Genomic DNA, 15,202 nt, shown 5'->3' with positions numbered 1-15,202 from the left:
AAGCCTACGAGGTTGCCTTCTCCGCGTACATGCGACTGATGACTGCCTCGATGTCCGGTTCCCGCACCGAGAGGTCCACCAGCGGGTACTCGGCCGCGATCCGCGCCACGAGCGGCGCCGCCGAATCCGAGGCCGGGAAGGCGAGCCACTGCCGCGGCCCCTCGACCTTCACCACGCGCGCCAAGTCGACCTCGATGGGCGGAAGTTCCCGCTCCAGGTCCACGACCAGGGTCCGCTCGCTGTCGCCGATCTCGTGCAGCCCGGTGAGCGGGCCGTCGTACATCAGGCGCCCATGGTCGATGACCATCACGCGGCGGCACAGCTGCTCGATGTCCTGGAGGTCGTGCGTGGTCAGCAGCACCGTCGTTCCTCGTTCGGTGTTCACCTCCCGCAGAAACTCCCGGACATTCGCCTTGGAGATGACGTCGAGCCCGATCGTCGGCTCGTCGAGGTAGAGCACTTCGGGATCATGCAGCAGGGCCGCCGCGATGTCGCCGCGCATCCGCTGCCCGAGGGAGAGCTGCCGGACCGGGACGTCCAACAGCGCGCCCAGATCGAGGAGTTCGACGAGACGGTCGAGGTTCTCGCGATAACGGCCGTCCGGGATCCGGTACATGCGGTGCATCAGCTTGTACGAGTCGATCAGCGGGAGGTCCCACCACAGCGTCGTACGCTGCCCGAACACGACCCCGATGCGCCGCGCGAGCCGTGTGCGCTCGCGGGACGGGTCGATGCCCGCGACGCGCAGCCGGCCGCCGCTGGGCGTCAGAATCCCCGTCAGCATCTTGATGGTGGTGGACTTGCCCGCGCCGTTCGGGCCGATGTAGCCGACCATCTCGCCGCGCGCCACGGTGAAGGAGATCGAGTCGACGGCACGCACCTCGCGCCGTTCCCGGCGCAGGAAGCCGGTCTTCTTGCGTACGTCGAAGACCTTCTCCACGCGGTCCAGTTCGATGAAACCCTCGGAGCCCTCGGCCCCTTCGCCTTCAGTCACTTCACCTTCAGCCACTTCACCTTCGGTCATCTGCTTCTAACTCCCTGTACTCCGGTACGAGCCAAGTCCCGCGCGCCAGGCGAGGCCCGCCAGCGCACAGCACACCCCGGCGACGACCGGCGACATGAACGTCACCCACGTCGGCAGGTCGAGCGGATACGGCCGCCCCAGCACATAGGACGCGGGCAGCCAGTTGACGAAGGCGAGCGGCAGCACGAACGTCACCCCGCGCACCAGGTCCGTCCCGAACAACGTCGGCGGGCGTTGCAGCATCGTGGTGCCGCCGTACGTGAACGCGCTCTGCACCTCGGCGGCGTCCTGCGCCAGGAACTGGAAGGCCGCACCCGCCACGAACAGCGCCCCGAAGATCGCCGCGCCGCTGACCAGCATCACCGGCACCAGCAGCACCTTCGGGGCACTCCAGTCGACGTCGACGGCGAACAGCGCCCAGCCCAGCACCAGCGAGCCCTGTACGACCCGGCCGAACCGGCGCAGCGGGAACTGGTCCGCGCCGACCTGCGCGAGCACCGGCACGGGACGTACGAGCAGCGTGTCGAACGATCCGTCGCGTATCCGGGCGCCCAAGACCTGCGACGAACCGAGCAGCAGGTCGGTGATCCCGAACGCCGTCACGGAGAGGCCGTACAGGAAGGCCACCTCGGGCAGTGTCCAGCCACCGAGCGAGTCGACCTGCGAGAACATCAGCAGGATCCCGACGAAGTCGAGCCCTGACAGCATCAGGTTGCCGAAGATCGTGACGACGAAGGAGGTGCGGTAGATCATGCCGGCGCGGATCCACATCCCGGCGATCAGCAGGTAGGCCCGCAGACCGTCCGCGACCCTGGAGGGGGCCTTGACGGCGGCCTCGGATGTGACCTCGGATGCGGCCTCGGAGGTCTCAGCCACCCTGCACCACCACCCGCCGCGTCGCCGCCGACTGCAACAGCCGCCCCGCCGCCAGCAGTGCCACCGCCCACGCCGCCTGGAAGGCGAACGCCCCGAGCGGGGCGGTCTCCCCCATCAGGACATCCGCCGGAATCTGGAGCTGCGCGGCCCACGGCAACACCTGGACCACGTCGCCGAGCGCGCCCGGGAAGGCGTTCAGCGGCAGTGTCATGCCCGAGCAGAAAAGCCCCGTGACCATCAGGGCCTGCGTGACACCCCTGGCATCCATGAGCCAGAAGACGCTCAGGGCCGCCAGGTAGCGGATCCCGAAGCTGACGACCATCGCCAGCAGCACCGCGACCAGGAACGCCACCCAGGTGCCGACGTCATCCGGCAGGGCCATCGAGAAGAACAGCGCACCGAAGACGAACGGGATCACGCCCCGGCCCGCCATCTGGAACAGCGCCCGCCCCAAGTCGGCCGCCAGCCACCACAGTTGGAGATCAGCCGGCCGGTACAGGTCGACCGCGATCTCACCGGTGCGGATGCGTTCCATCAGGTCCTGCTCGACGCCGCCGCCCTGGATGGCCAGCGTCGAGAACAGTGCCTGCCCCAGCCACACATACGTCACCGCCTGCGCCTGGTCGTACCCCCCGAGATGCGGTCTCTCGTCCCACAGCGCCAGGTAGGTGTAGACGAGGATCAGCCCGAAGACGGTGTTGGTGAAGACCCCTGCTGCCGTGGCCACCCGATAGGTCGCGTACCGCCGGAATCCTCCCGCTGCGACGGCCGCGTACAACCGTCTCGCACCCACGACAACAGCCCTCCCGCCCGCAGACACCGAAGCGCAGGAGCCTAGCCCCCGGGCCACGTCGCGTGCCAGGCATTTTCTCCGCGCGATGCGCGCCCCGTGTTGGGAACGGAACGCACGGTGCGAGAGTCTTCAAGAGGGGGCAACAGACAGTTAATGAGGGCGTACGGGACCGTACGCCGCGAAACGGGAGTCCGGCACCACATGAACGACCAGCCGCAGCCGCAGCAGCCGAGCGAGGGCTGGGCACCACCGGCCGCGCCCGGCAAGAAGCCCAAGCGGCCCAAGCGCACGGGTTGGCGTCGGCTGATCCCGACCTGGCGGATGGTGCTCGGCACCTTCCTCGGCGCACTCCTCCTGCTGATCGGCCTGTTCGCGCTCGGCTACCACCTGGTCAAGATCCCGCCGGCGAACGCGGCCGCGACGAAGCAGAGCAACGTCTACCTGTACGCGGACGGCAGCCAGCTGGCCCGCGACGGCGAGGTCAACCGGGAGAACGTCACGCTCGCCCAGATCTCCAAGAACACCCAGCACGCGGTGCTCGCCGCCGAGGACCGGGACTTCTACTCAGAGTCGGCCGTCGACCCCAAGGCGATGGTCCGCGCCGCCTGGAACACCGTCACCGGCAAGGGCAGGCAGTCCGGCTCGACGATCACCCAGCAGTACGTGAAGAACTACTACCTGGCGCAGGAACAGACGGTCACGCGAAAGGTGAAGGAGTTCTTCATCTCCATCAAGCTCGACCGCGAGGTGAGCAAGAACCAGATCCTCGAGGGCTATCTGAACACCAGCTACTTCGGCCGCAACGCCTACGGCATCCAGGCCGCCGCCCAGGCCTACTACGGCGTCGACGCGAAGGACCTGACGGCCGCCCAGGGCGCGTACCTCGCGGCCCTGCTCAACGCCCCCAGCGAGTACGACGTGATCGCGCACCCCGAGAACAAACCGGCGGCCGTGGACCGCTGGAACTACGTACTCGACGGCATGGTCAAGGAGAAGTGGCTCAGCCCGTCGCAGCGGGCCGGACTGAAGTTCCCCACGCCCAGGGAGGCCAAGGGCTCGGCCGGTCTCTCCGGGCAGCGCGGCTATCTCGTGCAGGCCGTCAAGGACTACCTGACCAGCAACGAGATCCTCGACGAGGACACCCTCGCCCGCGGCGGCTACCGCATCACCACGACGATCCAGAAGAAGAAGCAGGACGCCTTCGTCAAGGCCGTCGACGACCAGGTGACGGACCGGCTCGACAAGAAGAACCGCAAGATCGACCGCAACGTGCGCGCGGGCGGCGCCTCCATCGACCCCGCCACCGGCAAGGTCGTCGCGATGTACGGCGGCATCGACTACACGAAGCAGTACGTCAACAACGCCACACGCCGCGACTACCAGGTCGGCTCGACCTTCAAGCCGTTCGTGTTCACCTCCGCCGTGCAGAACGGCTCGACCACGCAGGACGGCCGCATCATCACCCCGAACACCGTCTACGACGGCACGAACAAGCGACCCGTGGAGGGCTGGGACGGCGGCACGTACGCGCCCGAGAACGAGGACGAGGCCTCGTACGGCCCGATCCCGGTCCGTACCGCCACCGACCAGTCCGTGAACGCGGTGTACGCGCAGATGGCGGTGGACGTCGGCCCCGAGAACGTCCGGCAGACGGCCCTGGACCTCGGCATCCCGTCCACCACCCCCGACCTGAACGCGTCCCCCTCCATCGCGCTCGGCCCGGCCACCGCGAGCGTCCTCGACATGACGGAGGCGTACGCGACGCTCGCCAACCACGGCAGGCACGGCAGGTACACGCTCGTCTCGGAGATCACCAAGGACGGCACCGAGGGAGCCGTCCAACTGCCCTCGCGGAACACGGGCGTGCGGCAGGCCGTCACCCGCGAGGCCGCCGACACCACGACGTCCGTCCTCCAGAGCGTCGTCGACGGCGGCACCGGCACGGCGGCGCAGGCCGCGGACCGCCCCGCGGCGGGCAAGACCGGCACCGCGGAGGAGGACAAGGCGGCCTGGTTCGCGGGCTACACCCCGAACCTCGCCACCGTCGTCGCCATCATGGGCCAGAACCCCGAAACGGGCGTGCACACCCCGCTGTACGGGGCGCTCGGCGAGAACCGCATCAACGGCGGCGGCTACCCGGCGCAGATCTGGGCCCAGTACACGCGGAACGCCCTCAAGGGCACCGACGTCCAGGACTTCGACCTCCAGCTACAGGAGGGCGCCGAGGAGCCGCAGCTCCCGACGGACGAGCCCTCCGAGGAGCAGCCTCCGCCGACGGACGGCCAGGACGACGGCGGCACGACCACCGGCGACACCGGGGACCCAGGGGACACCGGTGGGACGACCACCGGCGGCCGGCAGACCCCGAGCCTGCCCCCGACCCCGACGACACCGGACCAGCCGAGCGGCGGGTCCACGACCGACGGCGGCACGACCACGGACGGGACGACCGGGGGGACCACGACGGACGGTGGCACGACCGACGGAGGTACGTCGTCCACAGGCGGCGACACGACGTCCACGGGCGGCAGCGGCACGACGGACGGCCGGACCACGGGCATGAGCGAGGACGACTGGCCCTTCGAGTAGCCGATCAGGCAAAAGGGCTGGTGACGACGGTCACCAGCCCCTCTGGGTCAGTCCTGGGAGATACAGCCTGGAGATCTGGAGATACAGCCTGGAGATCTAGAGGTACCTAGAGGTACAGCCCCGTCGAGTCCTCGGAGCCCTCGAACCGGTCCGCCGCCACCGCGTGCAGGTCACGCTCGCGCATCAGCACGTACGGGACGCCGCGCACCTCCACCTCGGCGCGGTCCTCCGGGTCGTACAGGACGCGGTCGCCCGGCTCGACGGTCCGTACGTTCTGCCCGACCGCGACGACCTCGGCCCAGGCGAGCCTGCGGCCCACCGCCGCGGTCGCGGGGATCAGGATGCCGCCACCGGAGCGGCGCTCGCCCTCGGTGGTGTCCTGGCGCACGAGCACGCGGTCGTGCAGCATCCGGATGGGCAGCTTGTCGTCATGGGTGTTCGCACTCACGTCCTCGAACCTACCTGGCTTTGTGCGGAACGTACGCGGGTGGGGTCAGCGCTTGCGGCGCCGGGAGCCCGAGGCGCCGCGCCGCGAGCCCGAGACGCCGCGCCGCGAGCCCACCGCGAACAGCCCGACGAGCCCGACCACCACGAGGGCCACGGGCACGATGCGCTCGAGGCGCGGCGCGCCGTCCTCGTTCACCAGCTGCCCCTTCACATCGCTGACCACGCGGTTCACGCCGACGTAGGCGCGGCCGAAGGTGTGGTCGATGTTCGAGACGACCTTGGCCTTCGCGTCGCCGACGATCGTCTTCGGGTGCACCCGCGCGCCGATCTCGTCGAGCGTCTCGGCGAGGTTGTCGCGACGACGCTTGATGTCCGCCTCGATCTGCGCCGGCGTTCTGCTGTCCGGCGTGCTCGACGTATCCGACACCGCGCTGCCTCCGTGGTCGTATGTGGCCCGTTACTCGTATGTGGTCGTTACTCGTATGTGGTCGTTGATCGTATGCGGTCGCTCGCTGTGGCCGACAGTCTGTCAGCTCCGCCCGCGGCCCACCCCCCGGGCACCCCCATTACGCTCGGATCCGTATCCACCACCCCGCGAGGAGACCGAACCGAGATGAGCGAGCGACTCCAGCCCGGCGACACCGCCCCCGCCTTCACCCTGCCCGACGCCGACGGCACCGAGGTCTCCCTGGCCGACCACAAGGGCCGTAAGGTCATCGTCTACTTCTACCCGGCCGCCCTGACCCCCGGCTGCACCAAGCAGGCCTGCGACTTCACGGACAATCTCGACGTCCTCGCGGGCGCCGGCTACGACGTCATCGGCATCTCCCCCGACAAGCCGGAAAAACTCGCCAAGTTCCGCGAGAAGGAGTCCCTCAAGGTCACCCTGCTGGCCGACCCCGAGAAGACCGTCACCGAGGCCTACGGCGCCTACGGCGAGAAGAAGAACTACGGCAAGACGTACATGGGCGTCATCCGCTCCACTGTGATCGTGGACGAGGAGGGCAAGATCGAGCGCGCGCTGTACAACGTAAGGGCGACGGGGCACGTAGCGAAGATCATCAAGGACCTGGGGATCTGACACCCGGGGAGCTGAAACCCAGCGATCCGACCTCCTCGGGCACATCCACCCCGCACGTCTGCCGATCCGCATGACTGAAGTCCCACATCTGTGGGACTTCAGTCATGAGATCAGTACGACCGATGCGTACGACCGACGAGTACGACCGAGCAGTTGTTCCGCGTGGAGCCCTATGTCCAAGGCGTCCAAGGAGTCCAAGGAGCCCGAGGAACGGAGTCCTACCGCGGCCGATCCCGCGGCGGTCAGGCGGCATCCCACCCTGTTCCGCGCGATCAGGCGCCGCAAGAACCCCCGGCTCCGCAGATCAGACATCACGGTGACGGACGACCGGGCGGTCAAACGGGCGGTGAAGGCGGCCTCCCTCGGCAATGCCATGGAGTGGTTCGACTTCGGCATCTACAGCTACCTGGCCGCCACCATCGGCCGCGTCTTCTTCCCGTCCGGGAACGACACGGCACAACTGCTGTCCTCCTTCGCCACCTTCGCCGTCGCCTTCCTGGTGCGCCCGCTCGGCGGCATGGTCTTCGGCCCGATGGGCGACAGGATCGGCCGCAAGAAGGTCCTCGCGCTGACGATGATCCTGATGGCGGTCGGCACTCTCGCCATCGGGCTCATCCCCTCGTACGACGTGATCGGCTTCTGGGCGCCCGTGCTGCTGATCCTGTTCCGCCTGCTCCAGGGGTTCTCCACGGGCGGGGAGTACGGCGGCGCGTCCACCTTCATCGCCGAGTACGCGCCCGACAAGCGGCGCGGGTTCTTCGGCAGTTTCCTGGAACTCGGCACGCTCGCCGGGTACAGCGGTGCCGCCGGGCTCGTCACCGCCCTCACCGCCTGGCTCGGCAGCGACACCATGGATGCGTGGGGCTGGCGCATCCCGTTCCTCGTCGCGGGACCGCTCGGCCTGATCGGCCTCTACCTGCGGCTCCGGCTCGACGACACCCCCGCCTTCCTCAAACTGGAGGACGGCAACGTCCACGTCACCGAGGCGGCGGACCGGGTGGAGACCACGGCCAGGAGCGACCTCGCCAGGATCTTCCGCCGGCACTGGCCGACGCTGGTGCTGTGCGTCGCACTCGTCGGCGCGTACAACGTCAACAACTACATGCTGCTGTCGTACATGCCGACGTACCTCTCGGACGAACTCGACTACCCCGAGACCCACGGCCTGCTGCTCCTGGTGATCACCATGGTCCTGCTCATGCTGATCATCAACCAGGTGGGCCGCCTGTCCGACCACTTCGGCCGCAGGCCCGTCCTCATGACCGGCATGCTCGGCTTCTTCGTCCTCGCCGCCCCGGCCTTCCTCCTGGTACAGCAGGGCAGCCTGGCCGCCGTCTCGGCCGGCATGCTGATGCTCGGCCTCTCCCTCGTCTGCCTCCTCGGCACGATGTCGGCAGCCCTCCCGGCCCTGTTCCCCACGCCGGTCCGCTACGGCTCCCTGTCGGTCGGCTACAACCTGGCGGTCTCCCTCTTCGGCGGCACGACCCCCCTGGTCATCACCGCCCTGATCAGCACCACGGGCTCCGACATGATGCCCGCGTACTACTCGATGGCAGCAGCCCTGATCGGCGTCCTCGCGGTAGCCACCATGAAGGAAACGGCCCGCAAGCCCCTCGCCGGCTCCCCACCCTCGGTCCAGACCCAGAAGGAGGCGGCGGAACTGGTCGAGGAACAGACCTCTACGCCGAGGTTCTGACGGGGCGGGTCGAAGTCGGGGGCCTGACAGCGGTCTTGGGGCCTGCCCGAGCCGTCCCCCTTCCGCGCGCATTCCATATTTCGGGCGTGACTGTCCGATTAGCGGATCGTTCGCCCGTACGAGACGCCGAATGCGCTGTCGACCCGGGAGGGTGCATGAGCGTGCGGAACACAGCAAAAACACTGGCGGGAGCCGCCCGCGAACAGAACTCGGCGCAGCCGGATCCAGTGGATCCGTACAGCAGAGAACGGCTCGCACCGGTTGTCGCCGAAGCCCGCAACTGGGCGGACTTGATGAGGCGGCTTGGCCTCAAAGCGAGTGGGGGGCAACGTCGCGTACTTCAGGAGAAGGTGGCCGGTCACGGGCTCGCCACGAGCCACTTCGTCAAGCGCAGCCCGTGGCGCAAGTATCCGGATGCCTCCATTGCTGCGGCCGCCGCCTCGTCATCCTCGTTGCGCGAGGTGGCATTGAAGCTAGGCGCCACACCTGCCACTGGAACGCTCTCTCACATCCGTCGCCGCATCAGGGCGGCCGGCATTGACATCGCCCACTTCCCCGGCATCGACCGTCCCGAGCCGGATCTCCCCTTCACCACCGAGGAGCTGAGGACAGCAGCAGCCACGGCGAACAGCGTGCGTGGCGTGGCCCGCGCGCTGGGCGTGCCTGACGACAGCCGCTCACGCTCGACGCTCGCCCGTATGCTCCGCACCCGACACATCGATTTCGCCCACTTCTCCCACCGGCGCGTGCCGATCCCTGAGGACAAGCTTCGCGACCTCGTACGGCGCTCCACCAGTTACGCCGACGTGATGCGCGAACTCGATCTGGAGGTCAACGACACCAATCACCGGCGGGTCCGGCGCACAGCGGCCCGCCTCGGCCTCGACACCAGCCATTTCAAGCGGCGGTCCTGGGGGCGGCCGGAGCGCCCCGCCCCTCAACCGACCGCGCACCGGGTGCTGATCGTCCTGCCGGACCACGCCGGACGAACCAACAGGACGCAGCTGCACCGTGCCCTGACCGAGATCGGAGTGCCCTACGCGTGCGTGGAATGCGGCAACCCGGGTGAGTGGCGTGGGCGTCCGATCACCTTGCAGATCGACCACGTCAACGGAGACTGGCGGGACAACCGGCCGGAGAATCTCCGATACCTCTGTCCCAACTGCCATGCGCTGACAGAGACGTGGTGCCGCCAGAAGGGAAGGGCGCCTCTCGCCGGGTAGCCCGTCCGCCCCGTACACTGAACGCCGCCGGTCAAGCTTGATGACCGTTTTTGAGCGGCCGTGATGGAATTTGGCAGTCATGCTGGGTTTAGGTCCCAGTGGGTTCACACCCGTGTGGGTTCGAGTCCCACCGGCCGCACGTACACGAAGGGCGCGCACCACCCGGTGTCGCGCCCTTTGGCGTACACGCCGGACGGGTGTCAGTCCAACAGCTCCCGCAACACCGGCACCAGCCCCCGAAACGCCTTCCCCCGATGGCTGATCTCGTTCTTCTCCTCGGGAGTCAGTTCCGCGCAGGTGCGGGTGTCGCCGTCCGGCTGGAGGATCGGGTCGTAGCCGAAGCCGTGGGTGCCGGTGGGTTCGTGGCGGAGGGTGCCGTGGAGGCGGCCCTCGACGACGCGTTGCGTGCCGTCGGGGAGGGCGAGGGCGGCGGCGCAGGCGAAGTGGGCGGCGCGGTGTTCGTCGGGGATGTCGCTGAGCTGGTCGAGGAGGAGCGTGAGGTTGGCGCGGTCGTCGCCGTGGGAGCCGGACCAGCGGGCGGAGAAGATGCCGGGGGCGCCGCCGAGGACGTCGACGCAGAGGCCGGAGTCGTCGGCGACGGCGGGGAGGCCGGTGGCCTGGGCGAGGGCGTGGGCCTTGAGCAGGGCGTTCTCGGCGAAGGTGACGCCGGTTTCCTTGACGTCGGGGATGTCGGGGTAGGCGTCCGCGCAGACCAGGTCGTAGTGGAGGTCCGCGGCGGCGAGGATCGCCTTGAGCTCGGTGAGCTTTCCGTGGTTGCGAGTAGCGAGGATCAGGCGGGTCATGGCTCTCACAGTAGTCATCGGTGGGGGGCGCGCCTCTCGATCAGCCCCCCCCACGTCTCGGGCCCGCATACCGCCCGCGTCTGGGTTACGACGTGCAGACCTTCGTCAGTTCGCCCGCCGCGTCCGTGACCGGGCTGAGGTCCGGTGTCTCGTCGCCGTTCTTGACGGCGTCGCGGACATTGGTGACGGCTGCCTGGAGGTTGTCGACCGCCTTGTTGACGTCGGTGTCGTCGGTCTTGTCGCCGATTTTGTCGAGGTTCTTGTCGATGGAGTCGAGCGCTTCGTCGGTCTGCGTCGGGTCGTTCGCCGCGTTCTCGACGGCCTGCTGGAGGTCGGTGACGCTGTCGGCGATGGCGTCGGCGGTCCTGGCGCAGTCCAGCGCCTTGTTGACGGCGTCGCAGCCGGTGGTCAGCCCCGCGGTCAGCGCGACGGCTGCCGCGGCGGCGGCGATGGTGATACTGCGACGTCGCGGTCGTCGGCTCGCGGCCATGGAACGGTCCTCCCGTTGCTTCAGGCCCCCGGGGGCCCCGTGTGGTGCGGCCGGGCGCACAGCGGTGAGCCGTACGCCCGTACTGGTAGGGACGCGAGGGCCGGTGCCGTGGTTGCCCGCGGCGGGGCGGCTCCTCTTGGTGCGGGCTTGGTGCGTCCTTTACCTTTCGAGGACCGTATCAAGTGCCTTGCTCTGAGCGACAGCGAGTTCTCCGCAGCCGGAAACGGCGAGGTCGAGCAGGGAGTTGAGTTCCTCGCGGGCGAAGGGTTCGGCCTCCGCGGTGCCCTGGACCTCGACGAAGCGTCCGTCGCCGGTGCAGACGACGTTCATGTCGGTGTCGGCGCGTACGTCCTCTTCGTAGCAGAGGTCGAGGAGGGGTACGCCGCCGACGATGCCCACGGAGACGGCCGAGACCGTGCCGGTGAGGGGCTGGCGGCCGGCCTTGATGAGTTTCTTGCCACGGGCCCAGGAGACGGCGTCCGCGAGGGCCACGTACGCACCGGTGATCGCGGCGGTGCGGGTGCCGCCGTCGGCCTGGAGTACGTCGCAGTCGAGGACGATGGTGTTCTCGCCGAGCGCCTTGTAGTCGATGACGGCGCGCAGGGAGCGGCCGATGAGGCGGCTGATCTCGTGGGTACGGCCGCCGATCCTGCCGCGTACGGACTCGCGGTCGCCGCGGGTGTTGGTGGCGCGGGGCAGCATGGAGTACTCGGCGGTGACCCAGCCCTCTCCGCTGCCCTTGCGCCAGCGCGGGACGCCCTCGGTGACGGAGGCGGTGCAGAAGACCTTCGTGTCGCCGAAGGAGATGAGGACGGAGCCTTCGGCGTGCTTGCTCCAGCCGCGCTCGATGGTGAGGGGGCGGAGCTGTTCGGGCGTGCGGCCGTCGATTCGTGACATGGCGATGAGCCTAGTACGACGTACGGGAAGGGCCGCCTCCGGTTACGAAAGCGCCCGAACTCGCGCGGGAGCCCGAAGGCTCACATCATGTCCTCGATGTCGGCGGCGATCGGGTCGGCGTCCGTGCCGATGACGACCTGGATCGCGGTGCCCATCCTGACGACGCCGTGCGCACCGGCGGCCTTCAGGGCGGCCTCGTTCACCTTGTCCGGGTCGACGACCTCGGTCCGGAGCCGGGTGATGCAGCCCTCGATCTCTTCGATGTTGTCGATGCCGCCGAGCCCGGCGACGATCTTCTCAGCCTTGGTGGCCATGTCCTTCTCCCCTGATCCGGTCCGCTTTGCCGCAGTGACCCGCGCAGCAGCCACGTAGTCGCCCACGCAGCCAACCCATGCAGTAACGCACAGGTCTACACCACTTCGCAACGGCCGCCAAACGCAGGCCGGCAAGAAAGCGAAGGGACGGGTTCCTTATCCGCCCCCTACCGTGCTACAACAGGTCTACACCACTGAGTGGTGTAGACCACGCGGCCGACGGATGAATGGGTCGCGTTCCCCATAGAGCCATAAGCCATAAGCCCTATAGAGACTCCGCCGTCCCCCTCTTCCTGTCCCCGGGCGGCGCCCTGCCTTCTGGAGGAAGTTGTGTCCACGGCCAGCGCCGCTCCCGCGGCCGACAAGAAGAAGGGCTCCGGCGCGATGGCTGTCATGCAGCGCATCGGCCGCAGCCTGATGCTGCCGGTCGCCGTCCTGCCCGCGGCCGCGCTCCTGGTGCGCCTCGGCAACACCGACATGCTCGGCCGCGAGTCGTTCCCGGAGTTCCTTACCAAGATCGCCGGTTTTATGTCGGCGGGCGGCAACACGATCCTCGACAACATGGCACTGCTGTTCGCGGTGGGCATCGCGATCGGCTTCGCCAAGAAGTCGGACGGCTCGACCGCGCTCGCGGCCGTCGTCGGCTACCTGGTCTTCAAGAACGTACTCGCCACGTTCACCGACCCGAACCTGCCGCAGGTGGCCGAGGCCGTCGACGGCAAGGTCGTCATGGTCGACGCGCCGGTGGACGCCAAGGTCCTCGGCGGCGTGGTGATGGGCATCGTCGTCGCCCTGCTGTACCAGAAGTTCTACCGGACCAAGCTGCCCGACTGGGCGGGCTTCTTCGGCGGCCGCCGCCTCGTGCCGATCCTGTCCGCCTTCGCGGGCCTGCTCATCGGCATCGTCTTCGGCTACATCTGGCCGGTCCTGGGCACGGGTCTGCACAACTTCGGTGAGTGGCTGGTCGGTTCGGGCGCCGCGGGCGCGGGCATCTTCGGTGTCGCCAACCGCGCGCTGATCCCGATCGGCATGCACCACCTGCTGAACTCCTTCCCCTGGTTCCAGGCGGGCGAGTACCAGGGCAAGAGCGGCGACATCGCCCGCTTCCTCGCCGGCGACCCGAGCGCCGGCCAGTTCATGACCGGCTTCTTCCCGATCATGATGTTCGCGCTGCCCGCGGCCTGCCTCGCGATCGTGCACTGCGCCCGCCCCGAGCGCCGCAAGGTCGTCGGCGGCATGATGGTCTCGCTCGCGCTGACCTCGTTCGTCACGGGTGTCACCGAGCCGATCGAGTTCACGTTCATGTTCATCGCGCCGGTCCTGTACGCCATCCACGCCGTCCTCACCGGTGTCTCCATGGCGCTGACCTGGGCGCTCGGCATGAAGGACGGCTTCGGCTTCTCGGCGGGCGCGGTCGACTTCTTCCTGAACCTCGGGATCGCGACCAACCCGTGGGGCCTGGTCCTGGTCGGCCTGTGCTTCGCGGCCGTCTACTACGTGGTCTTCCGCTTCGCGATCATCAAGTTCAACCTTCCGACACCGGGCCGGGAGTCCGACGAGGAACTGGCGGAACTGCAGAAGGCGGAGGCCAAGTAGGCCGCTCCCGCTCCTGCTCCCGTACGAGAAGGCCCCCCGGAGGGAAGGAACTCCGGGGGGCCTTCTCGTACGGGAGCAGGCTCTGCGTCTCGTATGGGAGCAGCGGGCTCTGGGTCTCGTACGGGAGCGGGCTCTGGGGCGCGTATGGGAGCAGGCTCCGGGTCTCGTATCCGTACGGGCTCTGGATCTCGTACGTACGGGCCGTACGGGATCTAGATCTCGTACGTCACTCGCGGCGCCGCCAGCTCCACGGGACCCGCGAACGCCTCGCGCGCGTCCGCGAGGTTGACCTGGGGATCCGTCCACGGCGGGATGTGGGTGAGGACGAGGCGGCGGGCGGCGGCGCGGGCGGCGGTCTCGCCCGCCTCGCGGCCGTTGAGGTGCAGGTCGGGGATGTTCTCCTTGCCGTGCGTGAAGGCGGCCTCGCACAGGAACAGGTCGGCGTCCCGGGCGAGTTCGTCGAGCGCGTCGCATACGCCCGTGTCGCCGGAGTACGTCAGTGCCCGGCCGCCGTGCTCGACGCGGATGCCGTACGCCTCCACGGGGTGGCTCACCTTCTCGGTGTGCACCGAGAACGGGCCGATCTCGAAGGAGCCGGGCTTGACCGTGTGGAAGTCGAAGACCTCGCTCATCGAGGAGGCGCTGGGGGTGTCGGCGTAGGCGGTGGTGAGGCGGTGCTCGGTGCCCTCGGGGCCGTAGACGGGGATCGGGTCGCAGCGGCCGCCGTCGTGGCGGTAGTAACGCGCCACGAAGTAGGCGCACATGTCGATGCAGTGGTCGGCGTGCAGGTGGCTGAGGTAGATCGCGTCGAGGTCGTAGAGACCGCAGTGGCGCTGCAGCTCGCCAAGGGCGCCGTTGCCCATGTCGAGGAGCAGCCGGAAGCCGTCGGCCTCGACGAGGTAGCTCGAGCAGGCCGATTCCGCGGACGGGAACGACCCCGAGCAGCCGACGACGGTGAGCTTCATAGAGCAGAAACCTCCGCTGGCGGGGAGTGAAGACGGGGGTCGTGCGGTCCGTCGAGCGTAAGGCGCAAAACCTCCGGTCGCTCCTCCAAGAGGGGGCGTTGTGGGGGAACTCACCTGCGGCGTCACCGGATCGGGGGGTGGTTCGCCCCCGCCGCCCTTACCCGTCCCATACCAAGGGGCTCCGCCCCTGAACCCCGCTGGGGGGCTGCGCCCCCAGACCCCGGCTGTCGGCCTGACGGCCTCGTCCTCAAACGCCGGACGGGCTGAATTCAGCCCGTCCGGCGGAATATCAGCCCGCCCGGCGGAAAGTCAGGCCGCCCGGCGGTATCAGCCGGTGCGGCGGAAGGTCAGCCCGCCCGGCGTATCAACCTGTCCGGTGGAAAATCAGCCCGTCCGGCGTTTGAGGAC

General features: G+C 68.6%; 15 protein-coding genes and 1 tRNA gene. 6 read left to right on the top strand and 10 right to left on the bottom strand.

Features of this window, described 5'->3' with window-relative positions; translation table 11 throughout:
* Positions 1–4 precede the first annotated feature (4 nt).
* From G5C60_RS33295 to G5C60_RS33285, 3 genes are all read right to left on the bottom strand, one after another.
* Entirely contained in the window at positions 5–1,024 is a 1,020-nt protein-coding gene (locus G5C60_RS33295; RefSeq protein WP_420907433.1) for an ABC transporter ATP-binding protein, read from the bottom strand.
* A gap of 6 nt (positions 1,025–1,030) precedes the next feature.
* Positions 1,031–1,795, bottom strand: a complete 765-nt coding sequence (locus G5C60_RS33290) for an ABC transporter permease (RefSeq protein ID WP_165264757.1) — start codon at positions 1,793–1,795, stop codon at positions 1,031–1,033.
* A gap of 97 nt (positions 1,796–1,892) precedes the next feature.
* Complete coding sequence (locus G5C60_RS33285; RefSeq protein WP_165264743.1) at positions 1,893–2,693, bottom strand: ABC-2 family transporter protein; 801 nt, start codon at positions 2,691–2,693, stop codon at positions 1,893–1,895.
* Positions 2,694–2,894: 201 nt separating this feature from the next.
* Between G5C60_RS33285 and G5C60_RS33280 the strand changes: the two genes are divergently transcribed.
* Entirely contained in the window at positions 2,895–5,282 is a 2,388-nt protein-coding gene (locus G5C60_RS33280; protein WP_165264742.1) for a transglycosylase domain-containing protein, read from the top strand.
* A gap of 106 nt (positions 5,283–5,388) precedes the next feature.
* Here the strand turns inward: G5C60_RS33280 and G5C60_RS33275 are convergent, their stop codons facing one another.
* Positions 5,389–5,730 carry a GroES family chaperonin gene (locus G5C60_RS33275; protein WP_338146006.1) on the bottom strand — a complete coding sequence of 114 codons (342 nt, stop codon included), beginning with the start codon at positions 5,728–5,730 and terminating at the stop codon, positions 5,389–5,391.
* Positions 5,731–5,775: 45 nt separating this feature from the next.
* Positions 5,776–6,156, bottom strand: a complete 381-nt coding sequence (locus G5C60_RS33270) for a DUF3618 domain-containing protein (RefSeq protein ID WP_165264741.1) — start codon at positions 6,154–6,156, stop codon at positions 5,776–5,778.
* Positions 6,157–6,342: 186 nt separating this feature from the next.
* Between G5C60_RS33270 and bcp the strand changes: the two genes are divergently transcribed.
* The 4 genes from bcp (at position 6,343) to G5C60_RS33250 (ending at position 9,868) form a co-directional block, all read left to right on the top strand.
* Positions 6,343–6,810, top strand: coding sequence for a thioredoxin-dependent thiol peroxidase (gene bcp / locus G5C60_RS33265; protein WP_165264740.1), 468 nt, complete (start codon positions 6,343–6,345; stop codon positions 6,808–6,810).
* Positions 6,811–6,982: 172 nt separating this feature from the next.
* Entirely contained in the window at positions 6,983–8,506 is a 1,524-nt protein-coding gene (locus G5C60_RS33260; protein ID WP_165264739.1) for an MFS transporter, read from the top strand.
* A 155-nt stretch (positions 8,507–8,661) separates the two neighbouring features.
* Entirely contained in the window at positions 8,662–9,729 is a 1,068-nt protein-coding gene (locus tag G5C60_RS33255; RefSeq protein WP_241267268.1) for an HNH endonuclease signature motif containing protein, read from the top strand.
* Positions 9,730–9,783: 54 nt separating this feature from the next.
* Positions 9,784–9,868: transfer RNA gene (locus G5C60_RS33250), tRNA-Leu, on the top strand.
* 61 nt (positions 9,869–9,929) lie between these two features.
* On the opposite strand, the gene rdgB is transcribed toward G5C60_RS33250, so the two are convergent.
* The 4 genes from rdgB to G5C60_RS33230 form a co-directional block, all read right to left on the bottom strand.
* Positions 9,930–10,532 carry an RdgB/HAM1 family non-canonical purine NTP pyrophosphatase gene (gene rdgB / locus G5C60_RS33245; protein ID WP_165264738.1) on the bottom strand — a complete coding sequence of 201 codons (603 nt, stop codon included), beginning with the start codon at positions 10,530–10,532 and terminating at the stop codon, positions 9,930–9,932.
* A gap of 85 nt (positions 10,533–10,617) precedes the next feature.
* A complete protein-coding gene (locus G5C60_RS33240) occupies positions 10,618–11,022 on the bottom strand; it encodes a hypothetical protein (RefSeq protein WP_165264737.1) in 405 nt (134 codons plus the stop codon).
* Between the two features lie 159 nt (positions 11,023–11,181).
* Entirely contained in the window at positions 11,182–11,919 is a 738-nt protein-coding gene (gene rph, locus G5C60_RS33235) for a ribonuclease PH (protein ID WP_165264736.1), read from the bottom strand.
* An 80-nt stretch (positions 11,920–11,999) separates the two neighbouring features.
* Entirely contained in the window at positions 12,000–12,287 is a 288-nt protein-coding gene (locus G5C60_RS33230; RefSeq protein ID WP_338146007.1) for a PTS sugar transporter subunit IIB, read from the bottom strand.
* 276 nt (positions 12,288–12,563) lie between these two features.
* On the opposite strand from G5C60_RS33230, the gene G5C60_RS33225 reads away from it, so the two are divergent.
* A complete protein-coding gene (locus G5C60_RS33225) occupies positions 12,564–13,829 on the top strand; it encodes a PTS transporter subunit EIIC (RefSeq protein WP_165264734.1) in 1,266 nt (421 codons plus the stop codon).
* Between the two features lie 212 nt (positions 13,830–14,041).
* Here G5C60_RS33225 and G5C60_RS33220 read toward each other — a convergent pair whose 3' ends face one another.
* The gene (locus tag G5C60_RS33220) at positions 14,042–14,794 is read right to left on the bottom strand and encodes an MBL fold metallo-hydrolase (protein WP_165264733.1); all 753 of its coding nucleotides are present in this window, start codon (positions 14,792–14,794) and stop codon (positions 14,042–14,044) included.
* Positions 14,795–15,202: the final 408 nt, after the last annotated feature.

The sequence above is a fragment of the Streptomyces scabichelini genome (genome assembly GCF_011045015.1).
Classification (GTDB): Bacteria; Actinomycetota; Actinomycetes; order Streptomycetales; family Streptomycetaceae; genus Streptomyces; species Streptomyces scabichelini.
Note: the sequence above shows the minus strand (reverse complement) of the source record. Positions and strands in the feature narration are given on the sequence as shown.

What these genes read in the sequence shown, in the direction of transcription:
- G5C60_RS33255 (WP_241267268.1), top strand. Translation starts at nt 8,662, where the DNA reads ATGAGCGTGCGGAACACAGCAAAAACACTGGCGGGAGCCGCCCGCGAA.
- G5C60_RS33280 (WP_165264742.1), top strand. Translation starts at nt 2,895, where the DNA reads ATGAACGACCAGCCGCAGCCGCAGCAGCCGAGCGAGGGCTGGGCACCA.
- bcp (WP_165264740.1), top strand. Translation starts at nt 6,343, where the DNA reads ATGAGCGAGCGACTCCAGCCCGGCGACACCGCCCCCGCCTTCACCCTG.
- rph (WP_165264736.1), bottom strand. Translation starts at nt 11,919, where the DNA reads ATGTCACGAATCGACGGCCGCACGCCCGAACAGCTCCGCCCCCTCACC.
- G5C60_RS33220 (WP_165264733.1), bottom strand. Translation starts at nt 14,794, where the DNA reads ATGAAGCTCACCGTCGTCGGCTGCTCGGGGTCGTTCCCGTCCGCGGAA.
- G5C60_RS33260 (WP_165264739.1), top strand. Translation starts at nt 6,983, where the DNA reads ATGTCCAAGGCGTCCAAGGAGTCCAAGGAGCCCGAGGAACGGAGTCCT.
- G5C60_RS33295 (WP_420907433.1), bottom strand. Translation starts at nt 1,024, where the DNA reads ATGACCGAAGGTGAAGTGGCTGAAGGTGAAGTGACTGAAGGCGAAGGG.
- G5C60_RS33240 (WP_165264737.1), bottom strand. Translation starts at nt 11,022, where the DNA reads ATGGCCGCGAGCCGACGACCGCGACGTCGCAGTATCACCATCGCCGCC.
- rdgB (WP_165264738.1), bottom strand. Translation starts at nt 10,532, where the DNA reads ATGACCCGCCTGATCCTCGCTACTCGCAACCACGGAAAGCTCACCGAG.
- G5C60_RS33290 (WP_165264757.1), bottom strand. Translation starts at nt 1,795, where the DNA reads ATGTGGATCCGCGCCGGCATGATCTACCGCACCTCCTTCGTCGTCACG.